This is a genomic window from Acidovorax sp. MR-S7 (genome assembly GCF_000400995.2).
In the GTDB taxonomy this organism is placed as follows: Bacteria; Pseudomonadota; Gammaproteobacteria; order Burkholderiales; family Burkholderiaceae_C; genus MR-S7.
In genome coordinates, this window is record NZ_DF238953.1 from 44,052 (window position 1) to 59,151 (window position 15,100).

The following is a 15,100-nucleotide window of genomic DNA, read 5'->3' on the forward strand; positions in this document are numbered from 1 at the left end:
GTTGGCGACGGTGTTGCGCTGGGCGTTCAGCGACGGGATGTTGGTGTTGATGATCATGGACATGGGCGGATTCCTTCAGATGCGAAAGAGGTTTTTTCCACTCGGGCGCATGCGCTGTGCGGCTGCAGTGCCATGCACCATGTCTGCCGGGTGTTGGAGCAAATTCTGAAGGGGGCCCAAAAAACAAAAGCCCCGATGAACGGGGCTTTTTGGGGCTAGTTCGGCTGCGGCATCACTTGTTCCACTGGCCGACCTGGGCGCTCAGGAAGGAGCTGAGCGAGCTCATGCTGGACATCTTGGCGTCCAGCGCCTGGTACTGCTTGAGCAGGTTCTGCTCGCGCTGCGTCAGGCGCAGCTCCATGGCCTCCACCGCGCTCTCGTTGCTCTTCTTCAGCGCTTCCAGCCCCTTGGTGCGGGTGGTGATGTCGCCGTTGACGCCGTTGGCGGCGAAGGCGAAATCGCGGATGCGCGTGATCAGGCCGTCGGTGGCGCCGTCGCCGGTGAGCACCCGCTCCAGCTTGGGCAGGTCGTTCAAGGCGGCATCGAGCTTGGAGTCGTTCAGCGACAGCGTGGGGTTCTTGAAGCTGCTGTCGAGCTTCATCTCCAGGCCCAGCGAGGCGAGGGTCGCGCCATCGAGCCCGGATTGCTGCATCAGGCTGCTCATCGCGTTTTGCAGGCTGCGCACGGTGCTGTCGCCCTGCAGGGGCTGGCTGGTCTTGCTGTCCGTGTCGTAGGCCGTCAGGTTGCGCAGCAGCGAATTGAGCTTGTTGAAGGCTTCCTGGAAGGACTTGAGCTTGCCCTTGATGGCGTCCTTGTCGGATCCGACCGAAATCTCGACGGGGGATGTGGTGGGCTTCAGCAGGTTCAGCGTCACGCCCGGCACCACGTCCTTGACCGTGTTGGAGGCAGAGGTGACGGTCATGCCGTTGATGACGAATTCGGCATCGACGGCTGCGGTGCGCTCCATGGCCTGCCCGTCCAGGCCGGCCAGCGCGCCGCCGCCCGAGGCCGCCATGGAGAAGCCGTTCTCCTCGCCCGTCTCGGTGCTGCGCACCAGCAGCCGCTCGCCCTGCCCGTCCTTGACCACCACGGCGGTGATGCCCGCGCCCGACTGGGTGATCTTGGCCGCCACGTCGCCCAGCGTGTCGGTGGCGGAGATGGCGATGTTCACCGCGCCGCTGCTGTCCGCTGCGAAGCTGGTGCCCGCCGCGTCCCAGCGGCCTTTTTGCAGGGTGATCTGCCCATCGGCACCCATTGTGGTGCCGCTGGCGAAACTGCCCGACGCCAGCGATTGCGCCTTGGCAAGCCTGTTGACCTCCAGCGAGAAGCCGGCCGCCGTGGCCGCGCTGGTGGCCGAGCCGGTGACGAAGCTCTTGTCGCCGGTGGTGAACTGCTTGCCCCGCCAGGTGTCGAGATCGGTCAGGCCCTTGGCCGCGTCGTACAGCGCCGACATGGCCGACTTGATCTGCCCGTAGGAGGAAATCTGGGTGCTGGTGCCGTTGATCTTGGCCTGGAGCAGGTCCAGCGGGCGGCGCTCCAGCTTCATCGTCTGCGTGATGATGCTGTCGACATTCAGACCGCTGCCGATGCCGAGGGATGAAAAGCCTGCCATGTCCTGGTCCTTTGCCGGTGGTTGGATGTGATTTTGCCGTTATGCCACACGTTCCAGAAGGCCAAAAGCCCGAAAAGCGCAAAAAACCGAAGGGCCTGCTGGCCCCCCGGCTTCTTCGGACTGCGCGGCCCGGAGGGCGGCGGTCAGCGCAGCAGCGACAGCACGCCTTGGGGCAGCTGGTTGGCCTGGGCGATCATGGCGGTGCCGGCCTGCTGCAGGATCTGCGTGCGGCTCAGGTTGGCCGTTTCGGCGGCGAAGTCGGCGTCCATGATGCGGCTACGGGCTTGCGACTGGTTTTCCACCGCCGTGCGCAGGTAGCTCACGGTGTTCTCGAAGCGGCTTTGCAGCGCGCCCAGCGTGGCGCGGCGGCCGTTCACGGCGGACAGGGCATTGTCCAGCGCCGAGATCACGGCGATGTTGCCGCTGGCAGCGCTGGTCACCAGGGCGGAATTGGTGCCCTGCGTCACGCCGCTGAAGGAGGTGTCGCCGTTCAGGCTGATGTCGCCGCTGTTGATGGTGATCTGGTTCTCGGCGCCCTGGTTGGCACCCACCTGGAAGGTGTAGTTGCCGGTGGTCAGCAGGATCTTCTCGCCGTTGAACTGGGTGGCGCTCAGCATGCGGTTGAGTTCCTTGCCCAGCTGCTCGTATTCGTTGCTCAGCTTCTGGATGTCGCCGCCGGAGACGGCGCCGGAGCCGGTGGAGTTCGGCGCGTTCGACGCCTGCACGGCGATGTCGCGCATGCGCTGCAGCATGTCGTTCATGGCCGAGAGGCCGCCTTCGGCCACCTGCGCCATGGAAATGGCGTCGCCCGCGTTGCGGATGGCGACGTTCATGCCGCGGATCTGGGTGTTCATGCGGTCGGCGATGGCCAGGCCGGCGGCGTCGTCCTTGGCGCTGTTGATGCGCAGGCCCGAGGACAGGCGCTGCATCGTCGTGCTCAGGCTGTTGGACGACTGGATGGTATTGCGCTGGGCATTCAGCGAAGCGATGTTGGAGTTGATGATCATCGACATAAAAAGCTCCTTGGCAGTGGATCAGGGGTTTGCCCGGTGCCAGGGGTGCTTCTCTGCGCCTCTGGCGACGAGCCGTTGAGCTCGTTGTTCCTGTTATCGGGTGTTACAGGAAAAACTTTAGTCCCGCTCCAAAGCGTGGACTTGTCGGCGTTTTGGCGGGCTTATCGCCCCCTTGGAAGCGGCCCGGATAGGCCATCATTGGGGATGCCTTCGATGCCCGGGCATGCCTTGCTCACTTTTTTGCTTTGCGGGGCTTAATTTGGAAGCGAGATGGCCGATAAGAGACAGAACACGGACAAGACAATGGAAGGATCTCGCATGTACACCCCCCCCGGCGCCAGGGCCTCCGCCGCCGCTTACCGGCAGGTGGACTTGAATTCCCAGGTCTTGAGCGCATCGCCGCATGGCCTGATCGGTCTTCTGTATGCCGAATTGCGCTCCTGCCTGGTCGGCGCCAAGGGTGCGATCGAGCGGGGCGACGTGAACACCAAGGTGCGCCTGATCGACAAGTCCATGCGTCTGCTCGACGAGGGGCTGCTGGCCGGGCTGGACATGCGCGCCGGCGGCGAGCTGGCCGCCAACCTGCACCGGCTCTATTCCTACTGCCTGCTGCGCCTGACCCAGGCCAACGCCCAGGGCGACGCCGCCATCGTCGAGGAAGTGCTGCGGGTGCTCCAGCCGGTCATGGATGGCTGGAACGAAATCGGGGGGCAGGCGCGTGCCTGACCGTACAGATATGGAAATGACCACCAAGAAGGCAGACCCCGGGATGCTGATCGACTTCTACAAGGCCATCGAGGAAAGCAGCGCCAAGATGCTGGAGGCCGCCAAACTGCGCGACTGGGACGGGGTGGTGCGCTACGAGGGGGCCTGCGCAGTGCTGATCGAGCAGCTGCGCTATACCTCGCAGCAGCAGGAACTGCTGCCCGAGCACCGCAAGGAAAAGGCGCGCATCATGCAGCGCATCCTGCGCAACGACGCGCAGATCCGCATCCTGGCCGAGCCGTGGATGGCGCAGTTCGAGCACATGTTCGACGGGCAGCCGCAGGTGATGCACTGAGGGCGCCCGGGCGCATGCCTGTGAAAAAAGCCGGCACCGCGAGGTGGCCGGCTTTTGTTTTATAGATGAAAAATGGCTCTGGCGCTTATTTGGCAAGCGCTGGCAGCTATCAATAAAGTAGCATCAGACCTGCATGTTCATGATGTCGGTATAGGCCTGCACCATGCGGTTGCGCACGTGCAGCGTGGCCTGGAAGCCGATCTGCGCCTTTTGCATGGCGACCATGGTTTCCTCGATGCTCACGTTGGGGTTTTCCAGCTGCACTTCGCGCTGCAGGTCGCTGGAGCGGTCCTGGGCGGCGCTCACGGACTGCAGGGCGCTCTTGAAGGCGTGGGAGAAGCCGACGTCCTGCGTGCCTTCCTGCGGCGCGGTGGCGCGGCGCGCCACCTGCGTGCCCGTCAGGGGGAGGTTGGTGCTTGCGATGCGCAGATCCATGGCGGTGGTGTGGCAAGGGTTCAGGAATGGTGCGATCGTAGGCGGGCGGGCGGCGGCGCGGCCGGGGGAAATGATGGACAAAGGCGCGCCTTATCCGGTGAACGGGGGAGGGGGGCTATTCAATAATCGCCGCACCGCCGCCATCCTGCCCGGCGTCCGCCTTGCATGGAAAACACGATGTCCTCCGCCGTTGCCGAACTTCCCGTCGCTCCGCCTGCCGCTGCCGCGCCGTCCTGGCCGCAGCGGTTCGCGTCCCTCGACCGGTCCGCGCGCCTGCGCCTGGGAGCCGCGGCGGCGCTGCTCGTGGCCGGCGTGGTGGCAGCCTTCTTCTTCAGCCGCCAGCCCGACTACCGGGTGCTGTTCGCCAACCTGAACGATAAGGATGGCGGTGCCATCGTGGCCCAGCTGTCGCAGATGAACGTGCCCTACAAGTACGCCGAGGGGGGCGGCGCCATCCTGGTGCCGTCCGAGCGCGTGCACGACGTGCGCCTGCGCCTGGCCACGCAGGGCCTGCCCAAGGGTTCGGTGACGGGCTTCGAACTGATGGAAGCCAACCGCTTCGGCATGACGCAATTCCAGGAGCGGCTCAACTTCCAGCGCGGCCTGGAGGGGGAGCTGACCCGCTCCATCCAGGCGCTGGCCTCGGTGCAGAGCGCGCGCGTGCATTTGGCGCTGCCCAACCAGAACGGCTTCTTCCGGGAGCAGCAGAAGCCTTCGGCCTCGGTGCTGGTGAGCCTGTACCCGGGGCGCTTCCTGGACCGCACGCAGCTCGCCGGCATCGTGCACCTCGTGGCCTCCAGCGTGCCCGAGCTCGCGCCCTCGGCCGTGAGCGTGCTCGACGACACGGGCAAGCTGCTGTCGCAGTCGCCCGACGGCGCCGCCGGCGCCAGCGCGGACGCGCAGCAGCTCGCCTACGTGCAGCAGATCGAGCAGCAGTACACGCGCCGCATCCTGGACATCCTGGAGCCCGTGGTGGGCAAGAACAATGTCAAGGCGCAGGTCACGGCCGAGGTGGACTTCAGCCAGACCGAGTCCACCGTGGAGCAGCACCGTCCCAACCTGACGCCCGACTCCAGCGCCGTGCGCAGCCAGCAGATCGTGGAGAGCACGGGCGTGCAGGGCGCGCAGCCGCCCGCCGGCGTGCCTGGCGCCGTGAGCAACCAGCCACCGCAGAATTCCACCGCGCCCATCAACGGCGCCAACCCCCCGCCTACCGCCGTGAACGGCCAGCAGCAACAGGGTGCGCAGGGGCAACCCTTGGGCAAGCGCGAGTCCATCACCAACTACGAGGTGGACAAGACGACGCGCGTCACGCGCGGCGGCAGCGGCGCCATCCGGCGCGTGAGCGCGGCCGTGGTGGTCAACTACCAGCCCGCGAGCGAGGGGCCGGGCAAGCCGACGGTGAACAAGGCGCTCACACCCGAGCAGGTCGAGCAGATGACGGCCCTGGTGCGCGAGACCATCGGCTTCAGCAAGGAGCGCGGCGACTCGGTGAACCTGATGAACGCGCCGTTCCTGGTGGAGGAGGTGGCGCAGACCGACCTGCCGCTGTGGAAGCAGCCCGAGGTGGTCGAGCTGGCCAAGACCCTGGGCTGGCCCGTGGGCATCTCGCTGGCGGTGGCGCTGCTGCTGCTGGGCCTGGTGCGGCCGGCCCTCAAGTCCCGCGCCCCTGCCGCGCCGGCGCAGCAGCCCGGCAGCCAGGTGAACGCCATCGAGTCCGAAGAGCTGCAGCGCCCCGCGCTGCCCGCTCCGGCGCAGGTGCAGGAGCTGCCGCCCACGGTGGAGCAGCAGCGCCTGGACGAGGCGCGCGTGCTGGCCAAGGAGAACCCCGTGGCCGTGGCCAACATTCTCAAAACCTGGGTCAACGGCGATTGACGCCGGCCCGCAACCGAGAACGAGTCTGGTATGGATGAGCAGGGCCTGAACGACGCCGCCATTTTGCTGATGTCCCTCGGCGAGGAGGAAGCGGCCGAGGTTTTCAAGCACCTGTCGCCCAAGGAGGTGCAGAAGCTCGGCGAGACCATCGCGCGCATGCGCACCGTCTCCAAGGACAAGGTGGACGAGGTCATCAACCGCTTCACCAGCGATGCGGCCGCGCAAAGCCTGCTGGTGTCCGACACCAGCAACTACGTGCGCGCGGTGCTCAAACGCGCCCTGGGCGACGACAAGGCGGCGCTGCTGATTGACCGCATCCTGCAGGGCGGCGACGTGTCGGGCATCGAGAGCCTCAAGTGGATGGACCCGCTCTCCGTGGCCGAGCTGCTGCGCAACGAGCATCCGCAGATTGTGGCCGCCATCCTGGTGCACCTGGACCCGGAGCAGTCCTCCGCCATCCTGATGCAGCTCACCGACCGCCAGCGCAGCGAAGTGCTGCTGCGCGTGGCCACGCTGGAGGGCATCCAGCCCACGGCGCTCAAGGACCTGAACGAGGTGCTTTTCAAGGTGCTGGCCGGCGGCGACAAGATCCGCAAGAGTTCGCTGGGCGGCGTCAAGGCGGCAGCCGACATCATCAACCTGCTGGGCTCCGGCGTGGACGGGGTGGTGCTGGAGAGCATCCGCGGCTACGACGTGGACCTGGCCCAGAAGATCATGGACAAGATGTTCGTGTTCGACGACGTGATGAAGCTCGACGATCGCGCCATCCAGACGGTGCTGCGCGAGGTGGCTTCCGAAACCCTGGTGGTGGCGCTCAAGGGCGCGCAGCCCGAGCTGCGCGAGAAGTTCCTCTCCAACATGTCCAGCCGCGCCGCCGAGGCGCTGCGCGAGGACCTGGAGTCGCGCGGGCCTATCCGGCTGTCCGAGGTCGAGGCGCAGCAGAAGGAAATCCTCAAGACGGTGCGCCGCCTGGCCGACGAGGGCCAGATCGCGCTGGCCGGGGGAGGCGACGATGCGTTCGTCTGAACATGAAGGGGCGCGGCCATGACGGCGCGCCACTACACCCGCTTCATCCCGAGCGAGGAGATCGGGAACGTCACGCGCTGGCAGTTCGGCTCCGTCGATGGGTCCGAGGTGCTGCATGCCGCCATCGCCGAGCCCGACGCGGGGCTGCCCGAGGTGCAGCCCGCACCGCCGGGCGTCGACGAGGCCGAGCACCAGTCGCTGGTGCAGCAGGCGCGTGAGGAAGGCTATGCGCGCGGCCTGGCCGAGGGGCAGGAGCAGGCCCATTTGCAGTGGCAGCAGCGCATGGACGACTACGTGTCCGGCCAGAGACGCGAGACCGCCGAACGCCTGGCGGGCCTGGCCCAGGCCGTGGAAGCCAGCCTGGCAGGCCTGCAGCAGGGCTTGGCCCAGGAGGTGCTGCAGCTCGCGTGCGACATCGCGCGCCAGGTGGTGCGCCAGGAAATCACGGGCAATCCCCGGGCCATGCTGCCCGTGGTGCGCGAGGCGCTGGACATGCTGGTGAGCGAGGGGCGACCGGCCACGGTGCGGCTGAACCCCGCCGACTGGGCTGCCCTGGAGCAGCCGCTGCGCGGCGAGTTCGGCGCGGCGCGCATCCAGTGGCTGCCGGACGCCACCGTGCAGCCCGGCGACTGCAGCGTGGAGTCCGGCGGCGCGGTGGTGGACGGCTCGCTCGACAAACGCTGGCGCCGCGCCATCGCGGCGCTGGGACTGGCGTCGGCCTGGGCGGAGAGCGGCCATGGCGATTGAAGGGCGCGACGCCTGGGGTGGCTTCGTTGCCGAGGCGCGTGGGCGCCTGGCGCAGGACCTGCCGCTGGAGTCGCGCGGCACGCTCACCCGCCTGACCGGTCTGGTGCTGGAGGCCGCCGGCTTGCGCGTGCCCGTGGGCTCGCAGTGCCAGGTGCGCATGGACGGGCAGGAGCCGGTGCTGGCCGAGGTGGTGGGCTTCGCGGGCGACAAGGCCTTCCTGATGCCCGCGGGCGACATCCACGGCCTGTCCAGCGGCGCCAGCGTCACGCCGGCAGAGGCCTATGTGCCCCCGCTGCGCCTGGGCGGCGGGCCGGCCGCGGGAACGGCATCGGGCGCGGGCGTGCTGCGCCTGCCGGTGGGCGACGGCCTGCTGGGGCGCGTGGTGGATTCGCAGGGCCAGCCGCTGGACCATGGCGGCCCGCTTGCGCAGGTGAGCGCCGAACCGCTGGACCGCAGTCCCATCAACGCCATGGAGCGCGACCCGGTGCGCGAGCCGCTCGACACCGGCGTGCGCGCCATCAATGCGTTGCTCACCGTGGGCCGGGGCCAGCGCCTGGGACTGTTCGCGGGCTCCGGCGTGGGCAAGAGCGTGCTGCTGGGCATGATGGCGCGCTACACCCAGGCCGACGTGATCGTGGTCGGCCTCATCGGCGAGCGCGGCCGCGAGGTCAAGGAGTTCGTGGAAGACATCCTGGGCGAGAGCGACCGCGGCCGCGCCGTGGTCGTGGCCGCGCCGGCCGACGCGCCGCCGCTGCTGCGCATGCAGGGCGCGGCCTATGCCACGGCCATCGCCGAATATTTCCGCGACCAGGGCCGGCACGTGCTGCTGCTCATGGACTCGCTCACCCGCTACGCCATGGCGCAGCGCGAGATCGCCCTGGCCATCGGCGAGCCGCCGGCTACCAAGGGCTACCCGCCGAGCTGCTTCGCCAAGCTGCCCGCGCTCGTGGAGCGCAGCGGCAATGGCCTGAACGGCGTGGGCTCGATCACCGCGTTCTACACCGTGCTGTCCGAGGGCGACGACCAGCAGGACCCGATCGCCGACGCGGCGCGCGCCATTCTGGACGGGCACATCGTGCTCTCGCGTGCGTTGGCCGAGAGTGGGCACTACCCGGCTATCGATATCGAGCAGTCGGCCTCGCGCGTCATGCACAACGTGGTGCAGCGCGAGCACTTCGACCTGGCGCGGCGCTTCCGCGCGCTCTATTCACGCTACCAGAAGAGCCGCGACCTGATCCAGGTGGGTGCCTACATGAGCGGCTCCGACCCGCAGCTCGACGAAGCCATCCGCCTGCAGCCCGGCATGGAGGCCTTCCTGCAGCAGGACATGTTCGAGGCTGCGCCGATGGAATCGAGCATCGAGGCCATGGACGCGGCCCTGGAGCCTGCGGGCTGACGGAGGCAAGGGCGCCATGGCCTCATTGAACGCCTTCCTGGTCGCGGTCGAGATGGCCGAGCGCCGCCGCGACGCGGCCCGCCAGACCCTGCAGGACGTGCGCGGTGCGCGCGAAGCCGCGCAGGCGCAGCTCGACCAGCTCGAAGGCTATGCCGCCGAGACGCAGGGGCGCTGGGGCATGCGCGCCGACACGGCCGTGCAGCCCGAGGTGATGTTCCACCACTACCACTTCATGGGCCGCCTGGAGCACGCCATCGGCCTGCAGACCGGCGTGGTGGGCGGGCAGGAGCAGCGCGTGGAGAAGGCCGCACAGGCGCTGCTGGAGGCCGAACTGCGCCTGTCCAGCCTGCGCAAGGCGCTGGAGCACCGCCGCCGCGCGCTGGAATTGCAGCAGCAGCGCCGTGAACAAAAGGAAACCGACGAGCGTGCCTCCCTGCTCTTTGGCCGCATGGGCCGTGCGGGCATGGGGGAAACGCATCAGGAGCAATGACCATGGAACAGAACCGCATTTCTTCCCCGGGCCAGCACGGCACCCATGAAGCGCGCGCAGCGCGCGGTGCCGGGGCCAAGTCCGCAGCAGGCCAGGATGGCGCGCAGGACGCGGCGGCGCAGGGCGCCGGCTTCGCGCTGCTGCTGGCGGCCTTGGGAGAGGCCGAGGGGCTGGTTGCGGCGCCAGCCGAGGAGGATGGGTTGGCGGAAGAGGTGTTCACCGCGCTGCCCGACCCGCAGGGGGAAGCCCCTGATCCGGCGGGAACGGTGGCAGCGGCAGAGACGGCCGCGTGGCAGGCAAGCCAGCAGCCGGGAGCCGTTCTTGCAGAGCGCCTGGCGGCGCTGGCCCAGCCCGCCAATGGCCCGGTGGCACGCCAAGGGGCGTCAACCCCATGGGGCGAAGGCCTGCAGGGACGCTGGACCAGCCTGGCCAAGCCGGGCCTGGACACCTTGGTCGGAGAGACGGCCATGCTCGACGGAACGCTTGAAACAGCCGGTGTCAACGGCACGATGCCTACCGCCAGCATGCCTGCGACGGGCCGCGGCAGCGCGGCGCGCATCGGAATTTCGTCACCGCAGGAAGCCGGACGGGCAGGCCTGGGTGCCGTGGGCACGCTCCTGGCTCGCGCAGGTGCGGCAACGGCGGAGATGGCTGTGCCGCAGGCGGCAGCCCATGCTGCTCCCGCCTCTTCCGCGATCGCCATGCCGCAAGCCATGGCGGAGCGGCGCGACGGTGCGCAGCTGCTGCCCTCCGCCGGCTCCATGGGGGCGGAGATGCAGGCCGCAGCCGCTGCCGCCGTCGCTCCCGCCGGCGCGATGGCGCAGTCCGGCAGCGGCCAGGCGGCGTCCCAGGGGCAGGGTGCGGACAATCTGGCGGGCTTGGGGGCGTCGGATACATCGGCGCCGCAGCCGGCAGAGGCCGACGCTGCCTTCACCGACGTCGCGCAGACCGCGGCCGAGGAACTGCTCGCCGACCAGGCGGCAGAGCAGGTGGCCTACTGGGCGCACCAGAAGACCCAGAACGCCGAGCTCACGCTGGACCGCGATGGCCGCCCGGTGGAGGTCAAGGTATCGCTGACGGGCGATGAGGCCCACGTGACCTTCCGCAGCGACCATGCCGACGCGCGCCAGGCCCTGGACGGCGGCGCGGCCCAGTTGCGCGAAATGCTGCGGGGCGAGGGCCTGCACCTGGCCGGAGTGACCGTGGGCACGGCCGGTGCCGGCGGCGGCCAGGCGCGCGAGGGAAGCGAGCGCGAAGGCCAGCGCGGAGGGCGCCAGGCGACGGTGCAGGCCGCGGCTCCTGCCAAAGGCGCACGCCGAGGCGCCACGGGCGAACGTTCGGTGGACATCTTCGTCTGAAGCCGCCGCGGGGCAGGGCGGCGCTGCCCCGGCAGGCGCCTGAAAGCCATGGTTTTGGGGTTTTATTCTGGCTATTATCGGCCGCCGGGGCACCCAATAATCAGCCATCAGCCCGGTGGTGCGCCTGCGGTGCCCGCCTGCTGCCCCATCCTTTTGCGCCTCCGTTGCGCCAGAAAGCCCCAACGTGTCTGAGACCACCGCTGCACCGGCCAAGAGCAAGAAGCTGATCGTCATCCTGGCGGTCGTCGCCTTGCTGGTGGTGGTGGGAGGCGCCGCGGCCTGGATGCTGCTGGCGGGCCGCCACGCGGACGAGGAGGAGGGCACGCGCCCTGCGCGCGCCAGCCAGTCCGCCGCGTCCAAGACACCCCCCACCTTCCTGCCCATCGAGAACATGGTGGTCAACCTGGCCGACCCTGGCGGCGACCGCTTCGCCCAGGTGGGCATCACGCTGGAGCTGGCGGATGCCAAGACCGCCGAGCAGGTGAAGGCCTACATGCCCAGCATCCGCAGCGGCGTGCTGCTGCTGCTGTCGCAGCGCACGACCGACGAGCTGCTGACCCGCGAAGGCAAGGAGAAGCTGGCGCTGGACGTGCGGCGCGAGGTGTCGCGCCCGCTGGGCTACACCGTGCCCAAGCCGCGCAAGCGCCCTGCCAGCCGCAATCCCGATGACGAGGACGACGAGGACGACGAGCCTCGCCGCCCGCGCGTGGACGACAACCCGGTACGCCAGGTGCTGTTCTCCAGCTTCATCATCCAGTGACCATGCCAGGAGCGTGCCATGAGTGATTCCTTTCTCTCCCAGGAAGAAGTCGACGCCCTGCTGGAAGGCGTCACCGGCGAGAGCCAGAAGACCGTCCAGGAGGAGATCGATGCCGGCGCCGTCCGCGACTACGACATCTCCAGCCAGGAGCGCATCGTCCGCGGCCGCATGCCGACGATGGAGATCGTCAACGAGCGGTTCGCGCGCAACTTTCGCATCGGCCTGTTCAACTTCATCCGCCGCAGTCCCGAGATTTCCGTGGGCACGGTGTCGGTGCAGCGCTACAGCGCCTTCCTGCGCGAGTTGGTGGTGCCGACCAACTTCAACATCGTGGCCATCCGGCCGCTGCGCGGCAGCGGGCTGGTGGTGTGCGAGCCCTCGCTGGTGTTCGGCATCATCGACACGCTGTACGGCGGCGTGGGCAAGTTCCAGACGCGCATCGAAGGCCGCGACTTCTCGGCCACCGAGCAGCGCGTGATCAACCGCCTGGTGGACGTGATCTGCGAGGAATACAAGAAGGCCTGGCAGGGCATCTACCCGCTGGAGCTGTCCTACCAGCGCTCGGAGATGCAGCCGCAGTTCGCCAACATCGCCACGCCCAGCGAGATCGTGGTGTCCACCGCGTTCCAGCTGGAGATCGGCGACCTGGCGGGCGCCATCCACATCTGCATGCCCTACGCCACGCTGGAGCCCATCCGCGACGTGCTGTATTCGTCGGTGCAGGGCGACGCGATCGAGGTGGACCGCCGCTGGGTGCGTGTGCTCACGCGCGAGATCCAGGCGGCCGAGGTGACCCTGGTGGCCGAGCTGGCCCGTGCCGACGCCACCGTGGAGCAACTGCTGGCCATGAAGCCGGGCGACTTCATCGAGCTCGACCGCGAGCCGCGCATCCGCGCCTCCATCGGGGGGGTGCCGGTCTTCGAGTGCCAGTACGGCACGCACAACGCCAAGTACGCGATCCGCATCGAGGAATGCCTGCGCAGCAGCGATGCCAGCTGGCTGGGAGAAAAGAATGTCAACTGAATCCAACAACGACGATCCGGCAGGCGGCGGCGCGGCCGACGATCCGTTTGCCGGCTGGGCCGAGGCGCTGGAAGAACAGAAGCGCGCCGACGACAAGACCATCGACGCCGAGCAGGGCGGCCCGCTGTCGGGCGAACCCGTGCGGCCCTACGCCGCCCCGGGCAACGACCCGGGGGTGCACGACATCAACATGGTGCTCGACATCCCGGTGCAGCTCTCGGTGGAGCTGGGCCGCACCAAGGTGCCGATCAAGTACATCCTGCAGCTCGCCCAGGGCTCCGTGGTGGAGCTGGACGCGCTGGCCGGCGAGCCCATGGACGTGCTGGTCAACGGCTACCTCATCGCCCAGGGCGAGGTGGTGGTGGTGAACGACAAGTTCGGCATCCGCCTGACCGACGTGGTCACGCCTTCGGAACGCCTGCGCCGTGTCAGCCGGGGCTAGCGGCGGCATGGGGCTGGGCATGACGCAGACGCTGCTGCTCATCGTGCTGTTCATCGGCGCGCTGGCGGCGCTGCCGTGGCTCATCCGCCGGCTGCAGCAGCGCCAGGCAGGGCTGCTGGCGGCGCCCGGCGGCGCGTCGCGCGTGCTCTCGGCCGTGGCCGTGGGGCCGCAGCAGCGCGTGGTGACCGTGGAGGTCGGCCCTGCGCACCAGCGCACGGTGCTGGTGCTGGGCGTGACGGCGCAGCAGATCAACTGCCTGCACGTGCTGCCCGCTGCCTCTTTCGCGCAGGAGATGGCCTCCGAAATGGCTGCGGCCCATGGGGAGCCGCTCCGTGGCTGAGCGGCGCGCGCTTCTTGCGGCCTGCGCGGGCCTGGCGGCCCTGCTGTGCGCGGGCGGCGCGCTGGCGCAGGGCCAGGTGCCCGGCACGCTGCCGCTGGTGGTGGGCGCCGGGCCGGGGGGCACCAGCTATTCGGTGCCCATCCAGACGCTGCTGTTCTTCACGGCCCTGTCGTTCCTGCCGGCGGTGTTGCTCATGATGACGGGCTTCACGCGCATCGTGATCGTGCTGTCGCTGCTGCGCCAGGCCATCGGCACGCAGCAGGCGCCGCCCAACCAGGTGGTGGTGGGCCTGTCGCTGTTCCTCACGCTGTTCGTCATGGGGCCCACGCTGGACAAGGTGTACCAGGAAGCCTATGTGCCCTACACCACCAACGCGCTCAGCTTCGAGCAGGCCGTGGAGAAGGCCGAGGCGCCCATGCGTGCCTTCATGCTCAAGCAGACGCGCCAGTCCGACTTCGCGCTGTTTGCCCGCCTGGGCAAGCTGGCGCCCGAGGTGACGGCCGAGACCGCGCCGCTGCGCGTGCTGGTGCCCGCCTTCGTGACGAGCGAGCTCAAGACCGCGTTCCAGATCGGCTTCATGGTCTTCATCCCGTTCCTCATCATCGACATGGTGGTCTCCAGCGTGCTCATGTCCCTCGGGATGATGATGCTCTCGCCGGTGCTCGTGGCGCTGCCGTTCAAGCTCATGCTGTTCGTGCTGGCCGACGGGTGGAATCTCTTGATCGGCTCGCTCGCGGCGAGCTTCGGGACCTGACATGACCGCGCAATTCGTCCTCACCATGGGCCGCGACGCACTGACCCTGCTGCTCATGGTCGCCCTGCCGGTGCTGGGCACGGTGATGGCCGTGGGCCTGCTGGTCAGCATCTTCCAGGCCGTCACGCAGATCCACGAGGCCACGCTGGCCTTCGTGCCCAAGCTGGTGGCGGCAGTGGTGGTGTTCGCCATTGCCGGGCCGTGGATGCTGACCACGCTGGTGGACTACCTGCGTCGCACCATCGAGGCCATTCCCACGGTCGTGGGATGATCACCTTCACCGAGGCGCAGATCATGGCCTGGCTCTCGCCGGTGCTGTGGCCCTTCCTGCGCGTGCTGGCCATGTTCACGTCGGCGCCGGTGTTCTCCATGCGCGCGATTCCGGTGCGCACGCGCATCGGCCTGGCCTTCCTGGTGGCGCTGTGCGCGCAGGCGGTGCTGCCCGAGCAGCCCGTTATCAGCCTCAACGGACGAGAGGCCGCGGGCGCCGTGCTGCAGCAGGTGGGCGTGGGGCTGGCCATCGGCTTCGCGGTGCGGCTGGTGTTCGTGGCGGTGGAGCTGGCGGGCGAGGTGATCGGCCTGCAGATGGGCCTGAACTTCGCCTCGTTCTTCGACCCGGTGCGCAACGCGCAGGTGAGCGCCGTGGCGCGTTTCTTGGGGTCTCCTCGTTTTCAGTGCAATAAGTGACGGTACGAAAAGCTAGCACTGGCGCGGGGGTGGTCTGGGTAGACCGTTGATTTCATTGACTTTCCTGTTCGCTTTGTAAACG

Annotated in this window: 18 protein-coding genes and 1 pseudogene; 16 read left to right on the plus strand and 3 right to left on the minus strand. The window is 68.5% G+C overall.

What is annotated here, in order from left to right; translation table 11 throughout:
* Nucleotides 1-219 (plus strand): hypothetical protein (locus AVS7_RS25260; protein ID WP_234450033.1); only part of this gene is annotated, 219 nt, incomplete at its 5' end.
* Nucleotides 220-232: 13 nt separating this feature from the next.
* Here the strand turns inward: AVS7_RS25260 and fliD are convergent.
* Both fliD and AVS7_RS17925 read right to left on the minus strand, forming a co-directional pair.
* Nucleotides 233-1,612 carry a flagellar filament capping protein FliD gene (gene fliD, locus AVS7_RS17920; RefSeq protein WP_020230929.1) on the minus strand — a complete coding sequence of 460 codons (1,380 nt, stop codon included), beginning with the start codon at nt 1,610-1,612 and terminating at the stop codon, nt 233-235.
* Nucleotides 1,613-1,755: 143 nt separating this feature from the next.
* Nucleotides 1,756-2,625 carry a flagellin gene (locus AVS7_RS17925; RefSeq protein WP_020230930.1) on the minus strand — a complete coding sequence of 290 codons (870 nt, stop codon included), beginning with the start codon at nt 2,623-2,625 and terminating at the stop codon, nt 1,756-1,758.
* A 318-nt stretch (nt 2,626-2,943) separates the two neighbouring features.
* Here AVS7_RS17925 and fliS point away from each other — a divergent pair, with 318 nt between their 5' ends.
* On the plus strand, nt 2,944-3,351 hold the full coding sequence (fliS, locus tag AVS7_RS17930) for a flagellar export chaperone FliS (protein ID WP_020230931.1): 408 nt from the start codon (nt 2,944-2,946) through the stop codon (nt 3,349-3,351).
* Nucleotides 3,352-3,367: 16 nt separating this feature from the next.
* Complete coding sequence (locus AVS7_RS17935) at nt 3,368-3,685, plus strand: flagellar protein FliT (protein WP_020230932.1); 318 nt, start codon at nt 3,368-3,370, stop codon at nt 3,683-3,685.
* Between the two features lie 123 nt (nt 3,686-3,808).
* Here the strand turns inward: AVS7_RS17935 and fliE are convergent, their stop codons facing one another.
* Nucleotides 3,809-4,120, minus strand: coding sequence for a flagellar hook-basal body complex protein FliE (gene fliE / locus AVS7_RS17940; protein ID WP_024001785.1), 312 nt, complete (start codon nt 4,118-4,120; stop codon nt 3,809-3,811).
* Between the two features lie 177 nt (nt 4,121-4,297).
* Here fliE and fliF point away from each other — a divergent pair, with 177 nt between their 5' ends.
* From fliF to AVS7_RS18005, 13 genes and pseudogenes are all read left to right on the plus strand, one after another.
* Nucleotides 4,298-5,995, plus strand: coding sequence for a flagellar basal-body MS-ring/collar protein FliF (fliF, locus tag AVS7_RS17945; RefSeq protein ID WP_020230934.1), 1,698 nt, complete (start codon nt 4,298-4,300; stop codon nt 5,993-5,995).
* 30 nt (nt 5,996-6,025) lie between these two features.
* On the plus strand, nt 6,026-7,021 hold the full coding sequence (gene fliG / locus AVS7_RS17950; RefSeq protein ID WP_020230935.1) for a flagellar motor switch protein FliG: 996 nt from the start codon (nt 6,026-6,028) through the stop codon (nt 7,019-7,021).
* Between the two features lie 18 nt (nt 7,022-7,039).
* Nucleotides 7,040-7,768 (plus strand): FliH/SctL family protein, encoded by a 729-nt coding sequence (locus AVS7_RS17955; protein WP_020230936.1) that lies wholly within the window; start codon nt 7,040-7,042, stop codon nt 7,766-7,768.
* Nucleotides 7,758-9,164 (plus strand): flagellar protein export ATPase FliI, encoded by a 1,407-nt coding sequence (gene fliI, locus AVS7_RS17960; protein ID WP_020230937.1) that lies wholly within the window; start codon nt 7,758-7,760, stop codon nt 9,162-9,164. The genes AVS7_RS17955 and fliI overlap by 11 nt, the downstream gene beginning before the upstream one ends.
* 16 nt (nt 9,165-9,180) lie before the next feature.
* Entirely contained in the window at nt 9,181-9,654 is a 474-nt protein-coding gene (fliJ, locus tag AVS7_RS17965) for a flagellar export protein FliJ (RefSeq protein ID WP_020230938.1), read from the plus strand.
* 2 nt (nt 9,655-9,656) lie between these two features.
* On the plus strand, nt 9,657-11,012 hold the full coding sequence (locus AVS7_RS23990) for a flagellar hook-length control protein FliK (protein ID WP_034691958.1): 1,356 nt from the start codon (nt 9,657-9,659) through the stop codon (nt 11,010-11,012).
* A gap of 184 nt (nt 11,013-11,196) precedes the next feature.
* Nucleotides 11,197-11,772: a flagellar basal body-associated protein FliL gene (gene fliL / locus AVS7_RS17975; protein WP_020230940.1), complete on the plus strand. Its 576-nt coding sequence runs from the start codon at nt 11,197-11,199 to the stop codon at nt 11,770-11,772.
* A gap of 18 nt (nt 11,773-11,790) precedes the next feature.
* Complete coding sequence (gene fliM, locus AVS7_RS17980; protein WP_020230941.1) at nt 11,791-12,795, plus strand: flagellar motor switch protein FliM; 1,005 nt, start codon at nt 11,791-11,793, stop codon at nt 12,793-12,795.
* On the plus strand, nt 12,785-13,237 hold the full coding sequence (fliN, locus tag AVS7_RS17985) for a flagellar motor switch protein FliN (RefSeq protein WP_020230942.1): 453 nt from the start codon (nt 12,785-12,787) through the stop codon (nt 13,235-13,237). Before fliM ends, fliN begins: the two co-directional genes overlap by 11 nt.
* A gap of 7 nt (nt 13,238-13,244) precedes the next feature.
* Nucleotides 13,245-13,577, plus strand: coding sequence for a flagellar biosynthetic protein FliO (locus tag AVS7_RS17990; RefSeq protein WP_020230943.1), 333 nt, complete (start codon nt 13,245-13,247; stop codon nt 13,575-13,577).
* A complete protein-coding gene (gene fliP / locus AVS7_RS17995; RefSeq protein ID WP_020230944.1) occupies nt 13,555-14,331 on the plus strand; it encodes a flagellar type III secretion system pore protein FliP in 777 nt (258 codons plus the stop codon). The genes AVS7_RS17990 and fliP overlap by 23 nt, the downstream gene beginning before the upstream one ends.
* 1 nt (nt 14,332) lies before the next feature.
* Entirely contained in the window at nt 14,333-14,602 is a 270-nt protein-coding gene (gene fliQ / locus AVS7_RS18000; RefSeq protein WP_020230945.1) for a flagellar biosynthesis protein FliQ, read from the plus strand.
* Nucleotides 14,599-14,991 (plus strand): annotated as a pseudogene (locus tag AVS7_RS18005) (flagellar biosynthetic protein FliR); the annotation flags it as partial. The gene fliQ and the pseudogene AVS7_RS18005, both read left to right, overlap by 4 nt.
* Nucleotides 14,992-15,100 lie beyond the last annotated feature (109 nt).

Bases quoted from the DNA above. Each gene is read 5' to 3' on its own strand.
- AVS7_RS17925 (WP_020230930.1), bottom strand. From the start codon at position 2,625: ATGTCGATGATCATCAACTCCAACATCGCTTCGCTGAATGCCCAGCGC.
- fliD (WP_020230929.1), bottom strand. From the start codon at position 1,612: ATGGCAGGCTTTTCATCCCTCGGCATCGGCAGCGGTCTGAATGTCGAC.
- AVS7_RS17990 (WP_020230943.1), top strand. From the start codon at position 13,245: ATGGGGCTGGGCATGACGCAGACGCTGCTGCTCATCGTGCTGTTCATC.
- AVS7_RS17955 (WP_020230936.1), top strand. From the start codon at position 7,040: ATGACGGCGCGCCACTACACCCGCTTCATCCCGAGCGAGGAGATCGGG.
- fliE (WP_024001785.1), bottom strand. From the start codon at position 4,120: ATGGATCTGCGCATCGCAAGCACCAACCTCCCCCTGACGGGCACGCAG.
- fliP (WP_020230944.1), top strand. From the start codon at position 13,555: ATGGGGAGCCGCTCCGTGGCTGAGCGGCGCGCGCTTCTTGCGGCCTGC.
- fliG (WP_020230935.1), top strand. From the start codon at position 6,026: ATGGATGAGCAGGGCCTGAACGACGCCGCCATTTTGCTGATGTCCCTC.
- fliM (WP_020230941.1), top strand. From the start codon at position 11,791: ATGAGTGATTCCTTTCTCTCCCAGGAAGAAGTCGACGCCCTGCTGGAA.
- fliS (WP_020230931.1), top strand. From the start codon at position 2,944: ATGTACACCCCCCCCGGCGCCAGGGCCTCCGCCGCCGCTTACCGGCAG.
- AVS7_RS17935 (WP_020230932.1), top strand. From the start codon at position 3,368: ATGACCACCAAGAAGGCAGACCCCGGGATGCTGATCGACTTCTACAAG.
- fliJ (WP_020230938.1), top strand. From the start codon at position 9,181: ATGGCCTCATTGAACGCCTTCCTGGTCGCGGTCGAGATGGCCGAGCGC.
- fliN (WP_020230942.1), top strand. From the start codon at position 12,785: ATGTCAACTGAATCCAACAACGACGATCCGGCAGGCGGCGGCGCGGCC.
- fliQ (WP_020230945.1), top strand. From the start codon at position 14,333: ATGACCGCGCAATTCGTCCTCACCATGGGCCGCGACGCACTGACCCTG.
- fliF (WP_020230934.1), top strand. From the start codon at position 4,298: ATGTCCTCCGCCGTTGCCGAACTTCCCGTCGCTCCGCCTGCCGCTGCC.
- AVS7_RS23990 (WP_034691958.1), top strand. From the start codon at position 9,657: ATGGAACAGAACCGCATTTCTTCCCCGGGCCAGCACGGCACCCATGAA.
- fliI (WP_020230937.1), top strand. From the start codon at position 7,758: ATGGCGATTGAAGGGCGCGACGCCTGGGGTGGCTTCGTTGCCGAGGCG.